The sequence below is a fragment of the Amycolatopsis sp. NPDC104819 genome (assembly GCF_055583145.1).
Genome location: NZ_JBVJON010000002.1, coordinates 324,802 through 343,104, shown reverse-complemented (window position 1 = coordinate 343,104; position 18,303 = coordinate 324,802). Strand labels below are relative to the sequence as shown.

General features: G+C 71.3%; 23 protein-coding genes. 14 read left to right on the top strand and 9 right to left on the bottom strand.

Annotated features, from left to right (window positions below; all coding sequences use genetic code 11):
• Nucleotides 1-89: 89 nt before the first annotated feature.
• On the bottom strand, nt 90-506 hold the full coding sequence (locus ACZ63E_RS06480; RefSeq protein WP_465334859.1) for an SgcJ/EcaC family oxidoreductase: 417 nt from the start codon (nt 504-506) through the stop codon (nt 90-92).
• An 84-nt stretch (nt 507-590) separates the two neighbouring features.
• Between ACZ63E_RS06480 and ACZ63E_RS06475 the strand changes: the two genes are divergently transcribed.
• Complete coding sequence (locus ACZ63E_RS06475) at nt 591-1,295, top strand: TetR/AcrR family transcriptional regulator (protein ID WP_465309484.1); 705 nt, start codon at nt 591-593, stop codon at nt 1,293-1,295.
• On the opposite strand, the gene ACZ63E_RS06470 is transcribed toward ACZ63E_RS06475, so the two are convergent.
• The 3 genes from ACZ63E_RS06470 to ACZ63E_RS06460 form a co-directional block, all read right to left on the bottom strand.
• Complete coding sequence (locus ACZ63E_RS06470) at nt 1,292-2,212, bottom strand: NADP-dependent oxidoreductase (RefSeq protein ID WP_465334857.1); 921 nt, start codon at nt 2,210-2,212, stop codon at nt 1,292-1,294. The two genes, ACZ63E_RS06475 and ACZ63E_RS06470, sit on opposite strands and share 4 nt — an antisense overlap.
• Before the next feature lie 61 nt (nt 2,213-2,273).
• On the bottom strand, nt 2,274-3,482 hold the full coding sequence (gene hemW, locus ACZ63E_RS06465; protein WP_465335503.1) for a radical SAM family heme chaperone HemW: 1,209 nt from the start codon (nt 3,480-3,482) through the stop codon (nt 2,274-2,276).
• A gap of 23 nt (nt 3,483-3,505) precedes the next feature.
• Complete coding sequence (locus ACZ63E_RS06460; RefSeq protein WP_465334855.1) at nt 3,506-3,922, bottom strand: VOC family protein; 417 nt, start codon at nt 3,920-3,922, stop codon at nt 3,506-3,508.
• Nucleotides 3,923-4,038: 116 nt separating this feature from the next.
• Between ACZ63E_RS06460 and ACZ63E_RS06455 the strand changes: the two genes are divergently transcribed.
• The 10 genes from ACZ63E_RS06455 to ACZ63E_RS06410 all read left to right on the top strand — a co-directional run bounded on the left by ACZ63E_RS06455 (nt 4,039) and on the right by ACZ63E_RS06410 (nt 12,054).
• Nucleotides 4,039-4,173: a putative leader peptide gene (locus tag ACZ63E_RS06455; RefSeq protein WP_465334853.1), complete on the top strand. Its 135-nt coding sequence runs from the start codon at nt 4,039-4,041 to the stop codon at nt 4,171-4,173.
• A 108-nt stretch (nt 4,174-4,281) separates the two neighbouring features.
• Nucleotides 4,282-5,970 carry a nitrite/sulfite reductase gene (locus tag ACZ63E_RS06450; protein WP_465334851.1) on the top strand — a complete coding sequence of 563 codons (1,689 nt, stop codon included), beginning with the start codon at nt 4,282-4,284 and terminating at the stop codon, nt 5,968-5,970.
• Nucleotides 5,967-6,122, top strand: a complete 156-nt coding sequence (locus ACZ63E_RS06445; RefSeq protein WP_155545716.1) for an Insertion element protein — start codon at nt 5,967-5,969, stop codon at nt 6,120-6,122. Before ACZ63E_RS06450 ends, ACZ63E_RS06445 begins: the two co-directional genes overlap by 4 nt.
• Nucleotides 6,119-6,814, top strand: coding sequence for a phosphoadenylyl-sulfate reductase (locus ACZ63E_RS06440; RefSeq protein ID WP_465309471.1), 696 nt, complete (start codon nt 6,119-6,121; stop codon nt 6,812-6,814). The genes ACZ63E_RS06445 and ACZ63E_RS06440 overlap by 4 nt, the downstream gene beginning before the upstream one ends.
• A 12-nt stretch (nt 6,815-6,826) precedes the next feature.
• Entirely contained in the window at nt 6,827-7,747 is a 921-nt protein-coding gene (gene cysD, locus ACZ63E_RS06435) for a sulfate adenylyltransferase subunit CysD (RefSeq protein WP_465334849.1), read from the top strand.
• Entirely contained in the window at nt 7,747-9,009 is a 1,263-nt protein-coding gene (locus ACZ63E_RS06430) for a sulfate adenylyltransferase subunit 1 (protein WP_465334847.1), read from the top strand. Before cysD ends, ACZ63E_RS06430 begins: the two co-directional genes overlap by 1 nt.
• Nucleotides 9,006-9,743 (top strand): sirohydrochlorin chelatase, encoded by a 738-nt coding sequence (locus ACZ63E_RS06425; RefSeq protein WP_465334845.1) that lies wholly within the window; start codon nt 9,006-9,008, stop codon nt 9,741-9,743. The genes ACZ63E_RS06430 and ACZ63E_RS06425 overlap by 4 nt, the downstream gene beginning before the upstream one ends.
• 26 nt (nt 9,744-9,769) lie before the next feature.
• Nucleotides 9,770-10,285 (top strand): hypothetical protein, encoded by a 516-nt coding sequence (locus tag ACZ63E_RS06420; RefSeq protein WP_465334843.1) that lies wholly within the window; start codon nt 9,770-9,772, stop codon nt 10,283-10,285.
• Between the two features lie 222 nt (nt 10,286-10,507).
• Complete coding sequence (locus ACZ63E_RS06415) at nt 10,508-11,137, top strand: cyclase (protein WP_465334841.1); 630 nt, start codon at nt 10,508-10,510, stop codon at nt 11,135-11,137.
• Nucleotides 11,138-11,280: 143 nt separating this feature from the next.
• A complete protein-coding gene (locus tag ACZ63E_RS06410; protein WP_465334839.1) occupies nt 11,281-12,054 on the top strand; it encodes an enoyl-CoA hydratase family protein in 774 nt (257 codons plus the stop codon).
• A 3-nt stretch (nt 12,055-12,057) separates the two neighbouring features.
• On the opposite strand, the gene ACZ63E_RS06405 is transcribed toward ACZ63E_RS06410, so the two are convergent.
• From ACZ63E_RS06405 to ACZ63E_RS06395, 3 genes are read right to left on the bottom strand one after another with little or no spacing between them, the layout of a single operon-like run.
• Complete coding sequence (locus ACZ63E_RS06405) at nt 12,058-12,426, bottom strand: barstar family protein (RefSeq protein ID WP_465334837.1); 369 nt, start codon at nt 12,424-12,426, stop codon at nt 12,058-12,060.
• Nucleotides 12,423-12,887, bottom strand: coding sequence for a guanyl-specific ribonuclease (locus ACZ63E_RS06400; RefSeq protein WP_465314508.1), 465 nt, complete (start codon nt 12,885-12,887; stop codon nt 12,423-12,425). Before ACZ63E_RS06400 ends, ACZ63E_RS06405 begins: the two co-directional genes overlap by 4 nt.
• An 11-nt stretch (nt 12,888-12,898) precedes the next feature.
• The gene (locus ACZ63E_RS06395; RefSeq protein WP_465314509.1) at nt 12,899-13,102 is read right to left on the bottom strand and encodes a hypothetical protein; all 204 of its coding nucleotides are present in this window, start codon (nt 13,100-13,102) and stop codon (nt 12,899-12,901) included.
• A gap of 59 nt (nt 13,103-13,161) precedes the next feature.
• Here ACZ63E_RS06395 and ACZ63E_RS06390 point away from each other — a divergent pair, with 59 nt between their 5' ends.
• The 3 genes from ACZ63E_RS06390 to ACZ63E_RS06380 all read left to right on the top strand — a co-directional run bounded on the left by ACZ63E_RS06390 (nt 13,162) and on the right by ACZ63E_RS06380 (nt 16,857).
• Nucleotides 13,162-14,127: a quinone oxidoreductase family protein gene (locus ACZ63E_RS06390; RefSeq protein WP_465314510.1), complete on the top strand. Its 966-nt coding sequence runs from the start codon at nt 13,162-13,164 to the stop codon at nt 14,125-14,127.
• A 149-nt stretch (nt 14,128-14,276) separates the two neighbouring features.
• Nucleotides 14,277-15,320 (top strand): alpha/beta hydrolase, encoded by a 1,044-nt coding sequence (locus ACZ63E_RS06385; RefSeq protein ID WP_465314511.1) that lies wholly within the window; start codon nt 14,277-14,279, stop codon nt 15,318-15,320.
• Nucleotides 15,321-15,411: 91 nt separating this feature from the next.
• Nucleotides 15,412-16,857, top strand: a complete 1,446-nt coding sequence (locus tag ACZ63E_RS06380) for an amino acid permease (RefSeq protein ID WP_465314512.1) — start codon at nt 15,412-15,414, stop codon at nt 16,855-16,857.
• Here ACZ63E_RS06380 and ACZ63E_RS06375 read toward each other — a convergent pair.
• Together ACZ63E_RS06375 and ACZ63E_RS06370 are read right to left on the bottom strand one after the other, a co-directional pair.
• Nucleotides 16,854-17,903, bottom strand: a complete 1,050-nt coding sequence (locus ACZ63E_RS06375) for a nitronate monooxygenase (RefSeq protein ID WP_465334835.1) — start codon at nt 17,901-17,903, stop codon at nt 16,854-16,856. The two genes, ACZ63E_RS06380 and ACZ63E_RS06375, sit on opposite strands and share 4 nt — an antisense overlap.
• Nucleotides 17,904-17,920: 17 nt before the next feature.
• A complete protein-coding gene (locus ACZ63E_RS06370; RefSeq protein ID WP_465334833.1) occupies nt 17,921-18,277 on the bottom strand; it encodes a nuclear transport factor 2 family protein in 357 nt (118 codons plus the stop codon).
• Nucleotides 18,278-18,303: the final 26 nt, after the last annotated feature.

The following is an 18,303-nucleotide window of genomic DNA, read 5'->3' as shown; positions in this document are numbered from 1 at the left end:
GTGACCGCCTCCGGTCACCCGGCGCCGCACCGCTTCGAACACCTCCGCCGGCGGCCGTGCGACGACCCCCGAGGCCTTCGCAAGCGTTTTCACCCGCGCGGATCCGAGACGCGCGTGTTCTGGAACGCCGTGATCAGCCACTCGCCGTCCTCCTCGACGAGCACGAAGCTGACCGTGGATTCCCGGCCTTCGTCGGCGGTGTCGGAGCCGTTGAGCGAAGAGCCGCCGCCCACCACGACGACGGCGACGTCCGGGCGGACGAACCGCACCTTCGCCGTGACGCCGAGCTGCCCGGTCAGCTTCGAGCCCTTGAGCGGCCCTTCGAACAGGGCGCGGTGCGAGCTTTCGATCGCGTCCCGGCCCGGGAAGTTCATCCCGAAGAAGGTGATGTAGTCCGCGTCTTCGGTGAAGAGCCGCCCGTACGCGGTGGCGTCGGCGGCGTTCCACGCGTCGGTGAGCCGGCCCAGCACGGCGCGGACGTCGGCTTCGGCGGTGGTCGTGGTCATGAGAAGTCCCCTTTCGCGAACGGCGTTCGTTCGACGAACACAGTTCTACTTACGAACGACGTTCGCGTCAAGTACAGTGTTCGTGTGACCGTTCCCCCGCCGCCGTGGCGCAGCGCCCCCCGTCGTCGCGCCGCGAAGCCCGCGCTCTCCCAGGACCTGATCGTGAAGACGGCGCTGGGGATCCTCGCCGAGGAGGGGCTCGAGGCGGTGACCATGCGACGGGTCGCCCAGGAACTGGAGACAGGGCCCGCGTCGCTCTACGCGCACGTGGCCAACAAGGACGAGCTGGCGGAGCTGATGCTCGACGCCGTGCTCGCCGAAGCCGCGCTGCCGGAGCCGGACCCGGCGCGCTGGGACGAGCAGGTGAAGGAGCTGGTCCGCGACCAGATCCGGGTGATGGTCGCCCACCCCGGGATCGCCCGCGTCGCGTGGGACATCGCGGTGCCGGTCACCCCCAGCTCGCTGCGTCAGGGCGAGGCGATGCTGGCCCTGCTGCGCGCGGGCGGCCTGACGCTCCGGCAGGCGACCTTCGCGGGTGACGCGTTGTCGTTGTACGCCAAGGCGTACGCCTACGAAGCGAGCGGCTGGACCTGGGGCGACATCGACGAGGCCGAGACGGCGAAACGCGGCGAGCAGATGGTGGCCTACATGCGGTCACTGCCGCCCGAAGCCTTCCCGAACATGCTGCACATCGGCGAGTTCTTCTCCGCGGAGACGGCGCAGGAACGCCTCGAGTTCGCCCTCGAGACGTACCTGGCCGGTCTGAAGGTCCTCGCGGCGAAGAACTAGGGGCGCAGCACGATCTTGCCGCGCGTGTGCCGCTTCTCCAGCTCACGGTAGGCGTCCCGCACGTCGGCGAGCGGGTAGACGGCGGCGACCGGCACCTCCAGCAGCCCCTTGGCCGCCAGCAGGCTCAGCTCGCGCAGCACTTCCGCCGACGACGCCGCGGCGTTGCCCTCGGTCTTCACGTTGTACTTCTGGGCCGCCGCGAAGTCGATGACCGTGTTGATACGCCCGGGGTGGATGCCCAGGTGCAGGGCCAGTTCCACGTATCCGGAGCCGAAGGTGTCGATGAACGCGTGCACGCCGTCGGGCGCGACGGCCCGGATCCGCTCCAGCGCACCGTCGCCGTAGGCCACCGGGAGCACGTCGAACTCGCGCAGCCAGTCGTGGTTCGCCTCCCCGGCGAGGCCGATCACCGTCGCGCCGGACAGCTTCGCCAGCTGCACCACCAGGGATCCGACGCCGCCCGCCGCGCCCGACACGACGATGGTCTCGCCCTCGCGCGGGCAGACCGCGCGCACCGCGGCGTACGCGGTGGTCCCGGCGACGAAGAGCGATCCGGCGACCTCCCACTCGACGCCGTCCGGGCGCGGGGTCAGGTTCTCCGCCTCGGCCACGACGAAGTCCGCGTGGCTCGAGCGCGTCTCAACGAACCCGATGACCTCGTCGCCGACCTGGATCTCCTCGACGCCGTCGCCGAGCTCGGCGACCACGCCGGCGAAGTCGCTGCCCTGGCCGGACGGGAACGTCGCCGGGAAGCGCTCGTGCATCAACCCCTGGCGGATGGCGGCCTCACCGGGGTTGATCCCGGCGGCGCGCACCTCGACGAGCACCTGCCCGGGCCCCGGCGCCGGCCGCGGCACCTCCGCGACCCGCAGGACGTCCACGTCGCCGTACTCGTCGAACCTGATCGCGCGCGCCATGGGCCCTCCTCTAAGTCGTTGCTGAATACAAGCAACGACCGGGTTCCCGGTTTTAATCCCGTCAGCCGGCCAGGCGGCGGACGACGCCGTCCGCGAGGAGCCGTCCGCGGTCGGTGAGCACCGCGCGGCCCCGCGAGTCCAAAGCGGACGGGTCGAGCAGGCCTTCGGCCGCGGCCGCCCGCGCTTCGACCAGCCCCGGCTCGTCGAGCACGTCGAGCGGAAGCCCTTCGGCGACGCGGAGTTCGAGCATGATCCGCTCGAGGTGCTGGTCGTCTTCGGTGAGCACCTCACGCCCGCCCGCGGGCGATTCGCCGGCGGCGAGCAACGAGGTGTAGCGCGCCGGGTGCTTGACGTTCCACCAGCGCACGCCGCCGACGTGGCTGTGCGCGCCCGGCCCGGCGCCCCACCAGTCGTCACCGCGCCAGTAGCCGAGGTTGTGCCGGCAGCGGGCCGCGTCGGACGCCGCCCAGTTCGACACCTCGTACCAGCGCAGCCCGGCCGCCGACAGCGCCGCGTCGATCATCTCGTAGTCCGCGGCCAGCACGTCGTCGTCCGGCGCGGGCAGCTCGCCGCGGCGCACGCGGCGGGCCAGCGCCGTGCCCTCCTCGACGATCAGCGCGTACGCCGACACGTGGTCGACCCCCGCGGCCAGCACGGCGTCGAGCGTCGCGAGCAGGTCGTCGGGGCGCTCGCCGGGCGTGCCGTAGATCACGTCGAGGTTCACGTGCTCGAACCCGGCCGCGCGGGCCTCGGCGGCGGCCTTGCCCGGCCGGCCCGGGGTGTGCACGCGGTCGAGGATCTTCAGCACGTGCTGCGCGGCCGACTGCATGCCGAGCGACACGCGCGTGTACCCCGCGTCCCGGATGCCGGCGAAGAACTCCGGCGACGTCGACTCGGGGTTCGACTCCGTGGTCACCTCGGCGCCCGGGGCGAGCCCGAAGACGTCGCGGACGGCGTCGAGCACCGAGCGCAGGCCGTCGGCGCCGAGCAGCGACGGGGTGCCACCGCCGACGAACACGGTGTCGGCGGCGGGCGGCACGACCAGGACTTTCGCGGCGAGCTCCAGCTCGCGCCGCAGCCCGTCGAGCCAGGACTGCGGCGACGAGCCCGAGTCGAGCTCTCCCGCGGTGTAGGTGTTGAAGTCGCAGTAACCGCAGCGTGTCGCGCAGAACGGGACGTGCACGTAGACCCCGAACGCTCTGCTGCCGAGCCCCTTCAGCGCGCTTTCCGGCAAGGCCGGATCGATCGAGGTGGCGGGGTCGGAACGCAGTACGGGCACCCCCGGATTGTCCCCTACGACGCCGGGAGGTTCGCCGCCGCCCAGTCCGGGTCCGGCGCGATCATCTCGATGACGTCGAGCAGAACGCCGTTGGGATCGGCGAAGTAGAAGTGCCGCTGCCCGTAGACCTCGTCGACGACCGGGGTGACGAGCTCGACCCCCGCGTCCACCAGCCGCTTCGCCTCGGCCGCGGCGTCGTCGACGACGAGCCCGAACATCAGCCCGGCCGTCTCGCTCGCGCGGTAGGCCGGCGGGACCGACTCGTGACCGCGCTGGACGAAGCTGATCTCGTAGCCGGGCGCCCCGGCGTTGATGCTCGCGAACCAGTCGAGCTCGACCGTGACCGGCAGCCCGACGACGTCCGCGTAGAAGCGGGTGGTCGCGGCGACGTCGTCGACCAGGTACCCCGCCCCGAAACCCTTGACCTGCATCCCCTGGATTCCTTCCTCCGAACCACTGAGCTCGTAGTACTTTAGACGTAGTGGTTTGAACTGCGCAAGGGCGGTGGTTGACACTGTTTGCGCAGGCAGGTGACGCTTCTCCCAGCATGCGGTCAGCCCTGGACCACATTGTGGACGCGTGGCACGCTGACGCTGTGACTCATGCCGGTGTTCTCCTCGTGGCCCGCCGCCACGTCGACCTCCTGCGGGTCGCCAGCGCCCTCTGCGCACCCGTTCGCTGACTGACCGATCGCCACCACCTGCCACGAACCTGGACAGCCGGCGCCGGAGAAGCCCCCGCGAGCCGGTGGCCCTCCGCCGCCACGAAGAGCCTCTCGGAGGACGCCGCCATGGCCACGCCCCAGACCCCCGCCCGCCCCGCGCGCGTCAAGCAGAAGCGCGGCGAAGGGCAGTGGGCGCTCGGATACCGGGAGCCGCTGAACCCGAACGAGCGGTCGAAGAAGGACGACCACCCGCTCAACGTGCGGGCGCGGATCGAGAACATCTACGCCCACCGCGGCTTCGACGCGATCGACCCGGGCGACCTGCGCGGCCGGTTCCGCTGGTTCGGCCTCTACACCCAGCGCAAGCCGGGCATCGACGGCGGCCGCACCGCGACGCTGGAGCCCGAAGAGCTCGACGACCGCTACTTCATGCTGCGGGTCCGGCTCGACGGCGGTGCGCTGACCACCGGCCAGCTCACCGCACTCGGCGAAATCTCGCAGGACTACGCGCGCGACACCGCCGACATCACCGACCGGCAGAACATCCAGTACCACTGGATCCGGATCGAAGACGTCCCGAAGATCTGGGCGAAGCTCGAGAACGCCGGCATGACCACGATGGAGGCCTGCGGCGACAGCCCGCGGGTCATCCTCGGCTCGCCGGTCGCGGGCATCGCCGCCGACGAGGTGATCGACGGCACCCCGGCGATCGACGAGATCAAGCGCCGCTACATCGGCAAGCCGGAGTACGCGAACCTGCCGCGCAAGTTCAAGACCGCGATCTCCGGCCAGTCCGACGTCGCGCACGAGATCCACGACATCGCGTTCGTCGGGGTGAACCACCCCGAACACGGGCCCGGCTTCGACCTCTGGGTCGGCGGCGGCCTGTCCACCAACCCGATGCTCGGCCAGCGCCTCGGCGCCTGGGTGCCGCGCGACGAGGTCCCCGACGTCTGGGAAGGCGTCATCTCGATCTTCCGCGACTACGGCTACCGGCGGCTGCGCTCGCGGGCCCGGATCAAGTTCCTGGTCAAGGACTGGGGCGCGGAGAAGTTCCGCCAGGTGCTGCAGGACGAGTACCTCAAGCGCGAGCTGATCGACGGCCCGGCGCCCGAACAGCCCGCCCAGCCGATCGACCACGTCGGCGTGCACCCGCAGTTCGACGGCAAGTTCTACGTCGGCGCGGCGCCGATCGCCGGCCGCTCGTCCGGCGCCACGCTCGTCGCGGTCGCGAAGGCCGCCGAGCGGGCCGGGTCGAACCGGGTGCGGCTCACCCCGCAGCAGAAGCTCGTGGTGCTCGACGTCCCCGAAGCGCAGGTCCCCTCCCTCGAGGCCGAGCTGAGCGAAATCGGCCTCGAGACCAAGCCGTCGCCATGGCGGCGCGGGGTGATGGCCTGCACCGGGCTGGAGTTCTGCAAGCTCGCCATCGTCGAGACGAAGGCCCGCGCGCACCAGCTCGTCGCCGACCTCGAGAAGTCCCTCGCGGACATCCAGGCGGACCTCGACACGCCGGTCAGCGTGCACCTCAACGGCTGCCCCAACTCCTGCGCGCGGATCCAGACCGCGGACATCGGGCTGAAGGGCCAGATCGTCACCGACGGCGAGGGCAACCAGGTCGAAGGCTTCCAGGTGCACCTCGGCGGCGGCCTCGGCCTCGACGCCGGGTTCGGCCGGAAGCTGCGCGGCCACAAGGTGACCTCGGGCGAGCTGACCGGGTACGTCGAACGCGTCGTGCGCAACTACGTGACCGGGCGCGAACCCGGCGAGCGGTTCCCGCAGTGGGCCGCACGGGCCGAAGAGAGCGCCCTGCAGTGACTTCCACCGAACGCGCGGTGCCGTACCACTGCCCGTACTGCGGCGACGAAGACCTGCGGCCGGAAGAGAACGGCGGCTGGCTGTGTTCCGCCTGTCGCCGGGTCTTCTCGGTGAAGTTCCTCGGACTGTCCCTCCCGGAGGTGTCCCGATGACCGCCACAGCCGACTACAAGACCCTCGCCGAGCGTGCCTCGAAGGAGCTCGCCGAGGCCACCGCGGAAGAAGCGCTGCGCTGGACGACCGAGACGTTCGGCGACGACTTCATCGTCGCGTCCAACATGCAGGACGCCGTGCTCATCGACCTCGCCACGAAGGTGAAGTCCGATGTGGACGTCCTGTTCCTGGAGACCGGGTACCACTTCCCCGAGACGATCGGCACCCGCGACGCGGTGCAGGCCGTCTACCCGGACGTGCGGATCGTCAACGCCCAGGCCGAGCAGAGCGTCGCCGAGCAGGACGCCGAGTACGGCGCGAAGCTGCACGACCGGGACGCGACGCTGTGCTGCAACCTGCGCAAGGTCGTGCCGCTGCGCAAGACCCTGGCGAACTACTCGGCGTGGGTGACCGGCGTCCGCCGGGTCGACGCGCCGACCCGCGCGAACACCCCGATCGTCACCTGGGACGACCGCAACGGGCTGGTGAAGATCAACCCGATCGCGGCGTGGACCGACGACGAGTTCACCGGCTACATCCAGGAGCACTCGATCCTGGAGAACCCGCTGGTCTCGATCGGGTACCTGTCGATCGGCTGCGCGCCCTGCACGGCTCGCGTGGAGCCGGGCCAGGACCCGCGCAGCGGCCGTTGGGCCGGGCAGAGCAAGACCGAGTGCGGACTGCACGGCTGAGGGAAGGGACGCATGACGACCTTGGAGCCCGCGACCGACGCGGCACAGGACAACCTGGCCGCTCTGGAATCCGAAGCCATCCACATCTTCCGTGAGGTGGCCGGCGAGTTCGACCGCCCGGTGATCCTCTTCTCCGGCGGCAAGGACTCGACGCTGCTGCTGCACCTGGCGATCAAGGCGTTCTGGCCGGCGCCGGTGCCGTTCCCGCTGCTGCACGTCGACACCGGGCACAACTTCGACGAGGTCATCGAGTTCCGCGACCGCGTCGTCGAGCGGCACGGGCTGCGCCTGGTCGTCGCGAAGGTCCAGGACTGGATCGACGACGGGCGGCTCGAGGAGCGCGCCGACGGCATGCGGAACCCGCTGCAGACCACGCCGTTGCTGGACACCATCGCGGAGAACAAGTTCGACGCGGTGTTCGGCGGCGGCCGCCGCGACGAGGAGCGCGCCCGGGCCAAGGAGCGGATCTTCAGCCTCCGCAACGCCTTCGGCCAGTGGGAGCCGCGGCGGCAGCGGCCCGAGCTGTGGAACCTCTACAACGGCCGGCACCGCCCGGGTGAGCAGGTCCGCGTCTTCCCGCTGTCCAACTGGACCGAGGCCGACGTCTGGAATTACATCGCCCGCGAGAAGGTCGAGCTGCCGTCGATCTACTACGCGCACCAGCGCGAGGTGTACCTGCGCGACGGCATGTGGCTGGCCGAAGGCCCGTGGGGCGGCCCGCGCCCGGGCGAAGAGGTCACCGAGCGGACCGTGCGCTACCGGACGGTCGGCGACGGCTCGTGCACCGGCGCGATCGAATCCACCGCGGCCACCGTCGAAGAGGTCATCGCCGAGGTGTCGGCGTCCCGGCTGACCGAGCGCGGCGCGACCCGCGCCGACGACCGGATGTCCGAGGCGGCCATGGAAGACCGCAAGCGTGAGGGGTACTTCTGATGAGCTCGCTGCTTCGCCTGGCCACGGCCGGGAGCGTCGACGACGGCAAGTCCACGCTGGTCGGGCGGCTGCTATACGACACCAAGTCGGTGCTCGCGGACCAGCTGGACGCGGTCACCCGCGCGTCCGTCGACAAGGGACTGTCCACACCGGACCTGTCGCTGCTCGTCGACGGCCTGCGCTCGGAACGCGAGCAAGGCATCACCATCGACGTCGCGTACCGCTACTTCGCGACGCCGAAGCGGTCGTTCGTGCTGGCCGACACCCCGGGGCACGTGCAGTACACGCGCAACACGGTGACCGGCGCGTCCACCGCGCAGCTGGCCGTGCTGCTGGTCGACGCGCGCAAGGGTGTCATCGAGCAGACCCGGCGGCACGCGGCGGTGCTGGCGCTGCTCGGGGTGCCGCAGCTGGTGCTGGCGGTGAACAAGATCGACCTGGTCGGCTACGACGAGGCGACGTTCACCGTGATCGCCGAGGAGTTCGCCACACACGCCGAATCGCTGGGCTACGAGCGCGGTTCGGTGCTCGCGATCCCGGTGTCGGCACTGGAGGGCGACAACGTCGCGACGCGGTCGGAGCGGACGCCGTGGTACGCCGGGCCGAGCCTGCTGGAGCACCTCGAAGAGGTGCCGGTCGCGCCGGACCCGCACGACCAGGCGCTGCGCTTCCCGGTGCAGTACGTGATCCGCCCGCGCACGCCCGAGTACCCGGACTACCGCGGTTACGCGGGCCAGATCGCGGCGGGCACGGTGCGCCCGGGTGACGAGATCGTCGTGCTGCCCCAAGGCATCCGCAGCCGCGTCGAGCAGATCGACACCGCCGACGGCCCGCTGGCCGAGGCCGGCGCCGGGACGTCGGTGACGCTGCTGCTCACCGACGACATCGACATCTCCCGCGGTGACCTGATCGCCGCCGCGGACGCGCCGCCGCGGGTGACCGACGAGATCACCGGCACGCTGTGCTGGCTGTCGTCGAAGCCGCTGAAGCCCGGGGCGCGGGTGCTCGTCAAGCACGGCGCCCGCACGGTCCAGGCGCTGGCCGGCGAGCTGCACGCGCGGTTCGACGAGCAGCAGCTGTCCAGTGTGGACGCTCCGGCCGCGTTGGAGCTGAACGACATCGGGCTGGTGACGCTGACGCTGGCCGAAGAGCTGAGCGTCGACGACTACGGCGTCAGCCCGCGCACCGGCGCGTTCCTGGTGATCGACCCGAAGGACGGCGACACGCTCGCCGCCGGCCTGGTCGGTGAGCGCTTCTCGTGACGCCTCCCCTGGTCGCCGTCGCGCACGGCAGCCGCGACCCCCGTTCGGCCGCGACCGTGCGGGCGCTCGTCGACGTCGTGCGCGCGCAGGCGCCCGGGCTTGCGGTGCACGAGTCCTTTTTGGACCTGTCGGAACCCCGGCTCACGGACGTGCTGCGGTCGGTGCACGCGGCCGGCCACCGGACGGCGGTCGTGGTGCCCTTGCTGCTGGGCAGCGCGTTCCACGCCCGCGTCGACCTGCCGGCGTTGATCGAGCAGGTCGTTGCCGAGTGCCCGGGTTTCCGCGTCGAGGTGTCGGACGTGCTGGGCGCGGACCCGGCCCTGGAGGCGGTGGCCCTGGACCGGCTGGCCGCCGCGCCGCGCCGTCGCGGGACGGGCGTGCTGCTGAGCGCGGTCGGCTCGTCCAACGCTTCGGCGAACGCGGTGGTCGCCTCGCTGGCTTCGCGGTGGGAGTCGCGGTTGGGTGTGCCGGTGAGCGAGGCGTTCGCGTCGGCGACCCAGCCGGACATCCCCACGGCGGCGGCCCGGTTGCGGGACCGGGGTGTGCGGCACCTGGTCGTGGCGTCGTGGTTCCTGGCGCCGGGGTTGCTGCCGGACCGGATCGCCCGGCTGGCCCGCGAGGCCGACCCGCGCGCGTTCGTCGCGGAGCCGCTGGCCGACGATCCGCGCGTCGCCGACGTTGTCATCAGCCGCTACGCCACGGCGATGAGCGGGTTGCTCCGCCAGTACGCCTGACCGGCGGTCCGTGCCATGGTGGACGCATGGCGTGGGGGCGTTTCGTCTTCGGTGCGGTGGTTCTCGTCGGGTGCGCGAGCGGGACGACGGGATGCGGGCCGTCGCACACACGAGCCGAGTACGAGGCCGCCGCGCAGTCCGCGGCCGCGCGAGCGAACCGCGAGATCGGCGACCGGTGGGCGGAGACCCCGCTCGCGCAGCTGAGCCAGGAGCTCCCCGGCGGCCAGTGGACCGAAGCCCGCGTCCGTGAAGTGTGCGAAGCCGACCGCGCCACCTCCTCCGGTGCGCCGGAACCCTGGACGATCACGTGCGAGACGGACTACGTCCGCCAAGCCGGGTTCGACGGCGACCTGCCGGACCTCCTCCGCGCCGTCGACGTCGCCGCGCGCAAGCTCGGCTGGTCCGACCGCGACGGCCGCCTCCGGACCGCGCTCGGCTACTACGAGACCAACCGAACGCGCGGTCCACAACCCGGCGTTCGAGCGGGCCCCCGGCCGCGACGTCAGCGCCCGAACTGCTGCGCGCCCACCGGTTCGTCCTGACGTTCGGCCTCGTGCGCCAGTGCAGCCTCCCCGTGGACTGAACCACTGTCGGTAGCGCGGGGCGATCGCGTCAGCATCACCACCGCCAAAAGGCGAGTCTAATTCACATTTATGTTACCCAGCGTGCCTGGGAACGGAAAATCCTTGACGTGCTACTTAACTTGCCGGTAACTCTCTAAACGCTCTCTCCTCCCCTCCAAAACCGCAGGTAGGTGGATACAGATGAAAGCGCTTCACTTTTCCCGGCTGGCTGCTCTGACCGCGGCCGCGGCCCTCCCGATCGCCCTCGCCGCCCCGGCCCAGGCGGCCACGACGATCGCCTTCGACTGTCAGGCCGACGCCCCGATCGTCGGGCCGCAGCAGGCGTCGCTCAACCAGGACGCCGACGTCACCGCGCCCGCCACCGTCGCGCCCGGCGGCGCCTTCGACGTGGTCATCGACCCGGCGCCGAACGAGGTGCCGAGCGAGGTGGCCGGGAACACCGTCAAGAACATCAACACCTTCGCCCTGAAGTTCCCGGTCCCCGCCAACTCCACCTACGTCGGCGCCGACCTCGCCGGCGGGTCCGGCCTCGGCAGCACCGCGCCGGCCATCGGCGTCGCGAACGGCGTCGCGACCCTGAGCTTCCCCGGCCCGATCGCCGGCGGCGCCACCTTCGAGCTGCCGACCATCACCGTCCACCTGACCGCCGGCTCGTCGGGCACGATCGAGACGAAGCTGTCCGGCACCAGCTACAGCGACCCCGGCCTGACCTTCAAGGCGGTGGCGGGCACCTTCATCGGCGACATCACCGCCCCGACCGCCTGCTTCCCCAACCCCAGCCCGGTCTTCACCACGACGACCATCGGCTGAGCACGCCGGACAAGGCCACCCTGCGGGCGCGAAATCGCCCGTAGGGTGGCCGCATGGGGGAATGGGCGACGAGTCCTTCCGTGACTTCGGCTGTGCCCCGCGTAACACCGGCGGCCTGCGGGGAGTGTGCAAGGGTGTCGGTCATGGCTGACGAACTGGTGCACTACGACGTGGTGGGCGGCACCGCCACGATCACCCTGGACTCCCCGCACAACCGCAACGCGCTGTCGTCCCAGCTGCGCCGCGAGCTCGCGGAATCGCTGACGAAGGCCGCCCAGGACGACGCCGTGCGCGTGGTCGTGCTGACCCACACCGGGCCGGTGTTCTGCGCGGGGATGGACCTCAAGGAGGCCCGCGGCGCCGGCGTGGGCGACCAGGGCGTGAACGAGTTCCCGAAGATCCTCGACCAGCTGTGGACCAGCCCGAAGCCGGTGGTCGCCCGGCTCGCCGGCCCCGCCCGCGCCGGCGGCATCGGCATGGTCGCCGCGTGCGACATCGCCGTGGCGGTGCCGGAGGCGACGTTCGCCTTCTCCGAAGTCCGCATCGGCGTGGTGCCCGCGGTGATCTCCCTGACCGTGCTGCCCCGGCTCAACGCCCGCGCGGCGCACGAGCTCTTCCTGACCGGCGACACGTTCGACGCCCGCCGCGCGGTCGAGATCGGCCTGCTGAACTCCGCCGTCCCGGCCGACGAGCTCGACGGCGAGGTCGCCCGGTTCGTCAAGGCGCTCGCGCAGGGCGGGCCGAAGGCCCTGGCCGAGACGAAGGCGCTGCTGAGCCGCCCGCGCGCGGCGACGCCGTCGGAAGGCTTCGAGGAGATGCTCGGCCTGTCCGCGAAGTTCTTCGCCAGTGAGGAAGGCCAGGAGGGCATCCTCGCCTTCGCCCAGAAGCGCAAGCCGAACTGGGTCCCGCAGGACTGAGGCTCAGGCGTCCGGCAGCACGACGGTGAGCCGCCACGAACCGGCGCTGGGCCCGCTCGGGCCCAGCGCCCGCTGCGCGTCGGAAAGCACGCTGCGGATCGCCAGGTACGTCTTGGGTTCGGCCTTGCGCAGCGCGTCCGAGCCCGGCCAGATCAGCACGTGCTCCCCCTGCGGCAGCCAGGAAAGGTCGGTCAGGCAGTCGTAGAGCGCGTCCAGGTTGTGCCCGAAGTAGTCCGGAAAGGACAGTGCTTCGGCGAACGCGGTCAGCGTGCTCGCCTTGTCGACGGTTGCCCGCGAGTTCACCAGGTGCGGGTATGCGCCCCGGGCGAAGGCTTCTTCCGCGGCGGCCTTCGCCTGCTCCCCGGCGCTCATCGGGCCGGGTCCACGACGACGAACGACGCGTAGTGGTCGCCGGTGTAGAACAGCTCGTGCGCCTGCCCGGTGATCAGCCGCCGCGCGCCGCGGTCGGCGCTGCCGGGGGTCTTCACGGTGTACTCGTGGTAATAACCGGACTGCTTGCGGGGCAAGCGCTTCTCCCGGTTCTCGAAGACGACGTCGTCGTTGCGCGGATACGGGTAGGGGCCGCCCTTTTGGATCAGCTTCCAGGTGTCGCCGGCCTGCGAGGGCAGTGTCGACAACGGCTTGAGCGGCAGCCCGGAGTCGGCGCCGGGCAGGGCCGCGCCTCCCTGGGCGGGCGCGCTCGCCGACGTGCCGGGGCCCGGCGAGGGGGTTGCCGGCTTGTCGCCGCCGACGGCGTCCTTGACCAGCCAGCCCCCCAGCACCAGCACGAGGAGCCCGATCAGCGCGGCGGTGATCCGCCTTCGGTTGAACATGGTGCGCCAGCCTAGGACGAGGTGTCGGAGCGGTCGTCGTCACGGCCCGGGGTGAGCCGGCGGGCGAAGAGCCCGACGAGCTTGTCGAGGATCCAGGCGGCGGCCAGGCACAGCGGCACGACGACCACCATGACCAGCACGAACTGGACCGGGAACCACGCCTGGGCGAGCCACAGCTCGACCCCGTCCCACCAGTCGGCAAGCCCGTTGAACACGGTGTGAGCCTACGCGCGGTCTGCTGCCCCCGCGCCGTAGGGGCGGTACGTTGCCAGACATGTTCGCCGTGTACGCGCAGGAACCCAACGCCGAAAGCCCCTTGGACTCGCTCGTCGTCGGCGAGCGACCCGAACCCGACGTGCCGGACGGCTGGGTCCGGGTGCACGTCAAGGCGGCCAGCCTCAACATGCACGACCTGTGGACGCTGCGCGGGGTCGGGATCAAGCCGGACCAGTTCCCGATGGTCCTCGGCTGCGACGGCGCCGGCACCCTCGACGACGGCTCCGAGGTCGTCGTGCACTCCGTGATCAACGCGCCGGGCTGGCAGGGTGACGACACCCTCGACCCGAAGCGCACGCTGCTCACCGAGAAGCACCAGGGCACCTTCGCCGACCAGGTCGTCGTGCCCGCGCGCAACGTCGTCCCGAAGCCGGCCGGGCTGAGCTTCGCCGAGGCCGCGACCATGGGCACGGCGTGGCTGACCGCGTACCGGATGCTGTTCGTGAAGTCCGGGCTGCGGCCGGGGCAGACGATGCTCGTGCAGGGCGCCTCCGGCGGGGTCTCGACGGCGCTGGTGCAGCTCGGCCGCGAGGCCGGGTTCCGGGTCTGGGTGACCGGCCGCACCGAGGAGAAGCGCGCGCTCGCGGCCGGCCTCGGCGCGCACCAGACGTTCGAATCGGGGGCGCGGCTGCCCGAGCGCGTCGACGCCGTGTTCGAGACGGTCGGTAAGGCGACCTGGTCACACTCGGTGAAGTCGCTCAAGCCGGGCGGCATCATCGTCGTCTCCGGCTCGACCAGCGGGCCCGACGCGAACGCCGAGCTCCAGCGTGTGTTCTTCCTCCAGCTGCGGATCGCCGGGTCGACCATGGGCACCCGTGACGAGCTCGCGGACCTGCTGGCCTACCTCGACCTGACCGGCGTGCGGCCGCAGATCGGCGCGGAACTGCCGTTCGCGGAAGCGGCCAAGGGCTTCCAGGCGATGCTCGACGGGGACACCGCAGGCAAGATCGTTTTCACCCGTTAGGGCGCTGACCTGGGCGGATCCGGCCGGAGCCCGCCCAGGTCACCGCTTGTACCGCCCATCTCGTGAATTGTCAACGTACTCGAACCGAGATCTGGTCGTTAGCACCGAAATTCCACCAAAACCCAATGGTGGCAAGCTAATCTGTAGTCATGACCGCAACGAAGCGGCCCGCTCCGGCTGTACCGGGCGGCCGGCCCAGCAGCGACCCGGACCCGATCCGGGTTTCCTTCCGGCGCTACGCCGGCGTCCGCACCCGCGTGCTCGAGGTCGGTGACCTCGCACCGGACCCGGAGCTCCCCCGCCGCTCACTGCGGCGGCGGGCGGCGACGCCGCACGTGCGGCCCAGCGCCCCGCGGCTCGTGCTCCTGCACGGCTACTGCGACAGCGCCGACACCTGGCGCCCCGCCCTCGAGCAGCTCGCGGCCGCCGGCGTCCCGGCGATCGCCGTCGACCTCCCCGGCTTCGGCGACGCCCAGCCGCTGCGGCCCGGCCCGATGCTGCCCCAGCTCGACGCGTTCACCACCGCCGTCGTCCGCGAACAGGCCGTGCTCGGCTCGGTCGTGCTGGCCGGGAACTCCCTCGGCGGCACCATGAGCCTGCGCGCGGCGCAGAACAGCCGTCTGCCGATCTCCGGGGTCGTGTCGATCGCCGCGCCGGGGTTCGTCGACTCGTGGCTGATCCGCACGGTCGCGCGGTACCCGCTGCCGCTGCGGCTGTACTCGGCGCTGCCGGTCCCGGTGCCGGGTTTCCTCGTGCGCAAGGTCGCCGAGCAGGTCGTCCCGCGGCTGCTCTACGCGAACTCGGGCGCGGCCGACGCGACGCAGGTCCAGCGCTTCACCGCGCTGTTCCCGGACTACCGCGCGACGAAGAGCCGCCTGGAGCAGGCCCGGCAGCTCGTCGCGGAGCTCGCCGACGCCTACCGCCTCGACTCGGTGAAGGTGCCTCTCCTGGTCGTCGCGTGCGGCAAGGACAAGCTCGTCACCGCCGCGTCCGGGCGCCAGCTGCACACCCTGGTGCCGCACAGCCGGCTGCTGGTGCGCGAGGACTGGGGGCACTGCCCGCAGCTGGACGACCCGGTGGAGGTCTCCGAGCTGCTCACCTACTTCGCCGCGAGCGCGGTCCGGACCACCCAGGCCAAGCGCGCCGTCGCGGCGGCGCCGGAAGCCGTGAGCGAGGACACCGCGGCGGGCTGAGCGGCTCACACTGTCTTCACGCGGAGTTGGCGGTAGGTTCCCCCGTTGGGTCCGTGATCCGGGCTCGTCCACCGACGTTCGGGAGACGAAGATGTCCGCTCCAAGCCTGGGCTCCAGCTCCGGCATCTTCCGGCGCAAGCCGATCGACCAGATCCAGGACACCAGCGAAGCCGGTGGCCTGAAACGCACCCTGGGACTGTGGCAGCTGACCGCCATCGGCATCGGCGGCATCATCGGCGCCGGGATCTTCGCCCTGGCCGGCAGCGTCGCGCACGGCGACGACTCGGCGGGCATCGCCGGCGTCGGCCCGGCGGTGCTGATCTCGTTCCTCATCGCCGGCGTCGCCAGCGCCGCCGCCGCGTTCTCCTACGCCGAGTTCGCGGGCATGATCCCGAAGGCCGGTTCGGCCTACACCTACGGCTACGCGGTGCTCGGCGAGGTCGTCGGCTGGTTCATCGGCTGGGACCTGCTGCTGGAGTACACCGCGATCGTGGCGGTGGTGGCGATCGGCATCTCCGGCTACTTCAGCTTCCTGCTCGGCCAGCTCGGGCTCGACCTGCCCGCGTGGATGCTGGGCGCGCCCGGCACCGGGCCCGGGCACAAGGTCGACCTCTTCGCGATGCTGCTGTGCCTGTTGATCGCGTACCTGCTCAACCGCGGCATCCGCAGCGCCGCCCGGTTCGAGACGGCGATGGTCGGGATCAAGGTCCTGATCGTGCTGGTGGTCATCCTGGTCGGCTTCTTCTACGTCAAGACCGGCAACTACACGCCGTTCGCCCCGGCCGGCTTCGGCGGCGCGGTGACCGGAGCGGCGACGGTCTTCTTCGCCGTCTTCGGCTACGACGCCATGTCCACCGCCGCGGAGGAGTCCAAGGACGCGCAACGGCACATGCCGAAGGCGATCCTCTACTCGCTCGGCATTTCCATGGTGCTGTACGTGCTGGCCTGCCTGGTGCTGACCGGCATGCAGAAGTACACCGAGATCGACCCGAAGAGCGGCTTCTCGACGGCGTTCAAGTCGGTCGGCCTCGACGGGCTCGCGACCGTGATCGCGATCGGCGCGATCGTCGGCATTCTCACCGTGCTGTTCACGTTCATGATGGGCGCCACCCGCGTCGGCTACTCGATGAGCCGCGACGGCCTGCTCCCGCCGTGGTTCGGCAAGACGAGCCCGAAGCGCCAGGTGCCGAGCCGGATGACCTGGCTCCTCGGCGGCGCGTCCGCGGTCATCGCCGGCGTGCTGCCGATCGGCGAGGCGGCCGAGCTGACGAACATCGGCATCCTGCTCGCGTTCGTCGTCGTCTGCGTCGCGGTGATCGTGCTGCGCTACAAGCGTCCCGATCTGTCGCGGACGTTCAAGACGCCGGGCATGCCGGTGGTGCCCGCGATCGGCGTCGTTTTCTCGATCTGGCTGATCACGTTCCTTCAGCCGGCGACCTGGCTGCGGTTCGCCGTCTGGTTCGTGCTCGGGATGATCGTCTACTTCGCCTACAGCCGGCGGCACTCGGTGCTGAACCGCACCGGCCCGGAGGCCTAGCGGATCCGGTCGAGGCGCGCGGCGGCGTCGCGCGCCTCGACCTTCAGCCGTTCGACGATCACGGCGGCCGAGGCGTCGTAGGCGAGCGGGTAGGTCTGGCCGGCCCACAGCGAGATCGCTTCCGGGTCACCCGCCTTCGCCGACGCCTTGCGCACCGGCCCGGCCAGGCTGTTCAACTGGGGGTACGCGGCGGGCGCGCCTTCCGACAGCGCGTCCATGAACCTGTTGACCAGCCCGCGCGCCGGACGTCCGCTGAAGGCCCGCGTGAAGGCCGTCTCGCGTTCGGCGAGCGCCAGCGCCTTGCGGTGGGCCTCGGAGGTGCCGGCTTCGTCCGCGCGCAGAAAAACGGTGCCCAGCTGGGCGGCCACGGCCCCGGCGGCGAGCACGGCGGCCACGTCCGCGCCGTGGACCAGGCCACCGGCGGCGACCAGTGGCAGGTCGATCTGCCCGGCGACGAGCCGCAGCAGCGCGAGGACGCCGTACTCCGGGCCGCCGCCGGGCAGGTGCGCGTCGTCGGTGAACAGGCTCCGGTGCCCGCCGGCCTCGAACCCCTGGAGGACCAGCGCGTCGGCGCCGAGATCCGCCGCCCGGCGTGCGGCTTCCGGCGTGGTCACGGTGACGACGACCGTGCTGCCGGCTTCCTTGAGCCGCACGACGTCGGACGGGCTCGGCGGCCCGAAGGTGAACGACACCACCGGGATCCGCTTCTCAAGCACTAAGTCCAGCTTCGCCGCGTACGCGTCGTCGTCCCACTTCGGCTCGCCGAGCTCGACGTCGTACTCGCGGGCGAAGACCTCGAGCCGCTCTCGGTGGGCGCTGACGTCGGCGCCGGTGTCCGGTTGCGGGACGAAGAGGTTGACGCCGAACGCGCGGCCGGTGAGCTCGCGGGTGCGGTCGATCTGCGCGGCGAGCGCCGCGGGGGTGAGCATGCCCGCCGAGAGGAACCCGAAGCCGCCGGCTTCGGTGACCGCGGCGACCAGTTCGGGCGTGGTCGGCCCGCCCGCCATGGGCGCGGCGACGACCGGGAACGTCAGCTCGTCGAACATGCCACCGAGCGTAGTACTCAGGCGGGCAGCAACAGCGTGTAGAGCTTGGTGATGAGCCCGTCCTCGACGAGGGCGACGTCGATCCCGCGCACGACCGGCGGCGCGCCTTCCGGGCCGAGCTCCCAGGCGAGGTGGCCCAGGTCGTGGTTCACCAGCACCGGCCCGGCCGGCGCGAACACGAACCCCGGGGCCTGCTCCAGCAGCCCCTTCGCCTTGGCGTTCAGCTCCTCGTGCCCGGTCGCCATCCCCTCGGGATCGGCGAAGGTGACATCGGCCGCATACGTCGCCGCGATCGCCTTCGCACGCCGCTCGTCGTCACGCTCGTTGAAGACCTCGAGCAGGTTCGCCCGCATCAGTTCGGCCACCGTCGCCATCTCGCACCCTCCTAGGCTCGGCGCCA

What these genes read in the sequence shown, in the direction of transcription:
- ACZ63E_RS06460 (WP_465334855.1), bottom strand. Translation starts at nt 3,922, where the DNA reads ATGCAGGTCAAGGGTTTCGGGGCGGGGTACCTGGTCGACGACGTCGCC.
- ACZ63E_RS06470 (WP_465334857.1), bottom strand. Translation starts at nt 2,212, where the DNA reads ATGGCGCGCGCGATCAGGTTCGACGAGTACGGCGACGTGGACGTCCTG.
- ACZ63E_RS06455 (WP_465334853.1), top strand. Translation starts at nt 4,039, where the DNA reads ATGCGGTCAGCCCTGGACCACATTGTGGACGCGTGGCACGCTGACGCT.
- ACZ63E_RS06385 (WP_465314511.1), top strand. Translation starts at nt 14,277, where the DNA reads ATGACCGCAACGAAGCGGCCCGCTCCGGCTGTACCGGGCGGCCGGCCC.
- ACZ63E_RS06380 (WP_465314512.1), top strand. Translation starts at nt 15,412, where the DNA reads ATGTCCGCTCCAAGCCTGGGCTCCAGCTCCGGCATCTTCCGGCGCAAG.
- ACZ63E_RS06410 (WP_465334839.1), top strand. Translation starts at nt 11,281, where the DNA reads ATGGCTGACGAACTGGTGCACTACGACGTGGTGGGCGGCACCGCCACG.
- cysD (WP_465334849.1), top strand. Translation starts at nt 6,827, where the DNA reads ATGACGACCTTGGAGCCCGCGACCGACGCGGCACAGGACAACCTGGCC.
- ACZ63E_RS06375 (WP_465334835.1), bottom strand. Translation starts at nt 17,903, where the DNA reads ATGTTCGACGAGCTGACGTTCCCGGTCGTCGCCGCGCCCATGGCGGGC.
- ACZ63E_RS06420 (WP_465334843.1), top strand. Translation starts at nt 9,770, where the DNA reads ATGGCGTGGGGGCGTTTCGTCTTCGGTGCGGTGGTTCTCGTCGGGTGC.
- ACZ63E_RS06415 (WP_465334841.1), top strand. Translation starts at nt 10,508, where the DNA reads ATGAAAGCGCTTCACTTTTCCCGGCTGGCTGCTCTGACCGCGGCCGCG.
- ACZ63E_RS06450 (WP_465334851.1), top strand. Translation starts at nt 4,282, where the DNA reads ATGGCCACGCCCCAGACCCCCGCCCGCCCCGCGCGCGTCAAGCAGAAG.
- ACZ63E_RS06430 (WP_465334847.1), top strand. Translation starts at nt 7,747, where the DNA reads ATGAGCTCGCTGCTTCGCCTGGCCACGGCCGGGAGCGTCGACGACGGC.
- ACZ63E_RS06480 (WP_465334859.1), bottom strand. Translation starts at nt 506, where the DNA reads ATGACCACGACCACCGCCGAAGCCGACGTCCGCGCCGTGCTGGGCCGG.
- ACZ63E_RS06405 (WP_465334837.1), bottom strand. Translation starts at nt 12,426, where the DNA reads ATGAGCGCCGGGGAGCAGGCGAAGGCCGCCGCGGAAGAAGCCTTCGCC.
- ACZ63E_RS06390 (WP_465314510.1), top strand. Translation starts at nt 13,162, where the DNA reads ATGTTCGCCGTGTACGCGCAGGAACCCAACGCCGAAAGCCCCTTGGAC.
- ACZ63E_RS06400 (WP_465314508.1), bottom strand. Translation starts at nt 12,887, where the DNA reads ATGTTCAACCGAAGGCGGATCACCGCCGCGCTGATCGGGCTCCTCGTG.
- ACZ63E_RS06370 (WP_465334833.1), bottom strand. Translation starts at nt 18,277, where the DNA reads ATGGCGACGGTGGCCGAACTGATGCGGGCGAACCTGCTCGAGGTCTTC.
- ACZ63E_RS06440 (WP_465309471.1), top strand. Translation starts at nt 6,119, where the DNA reads ATGACCGCCACAGCCGACTACAAGACCCTCGCCGAGCGTGCCTCGAAG.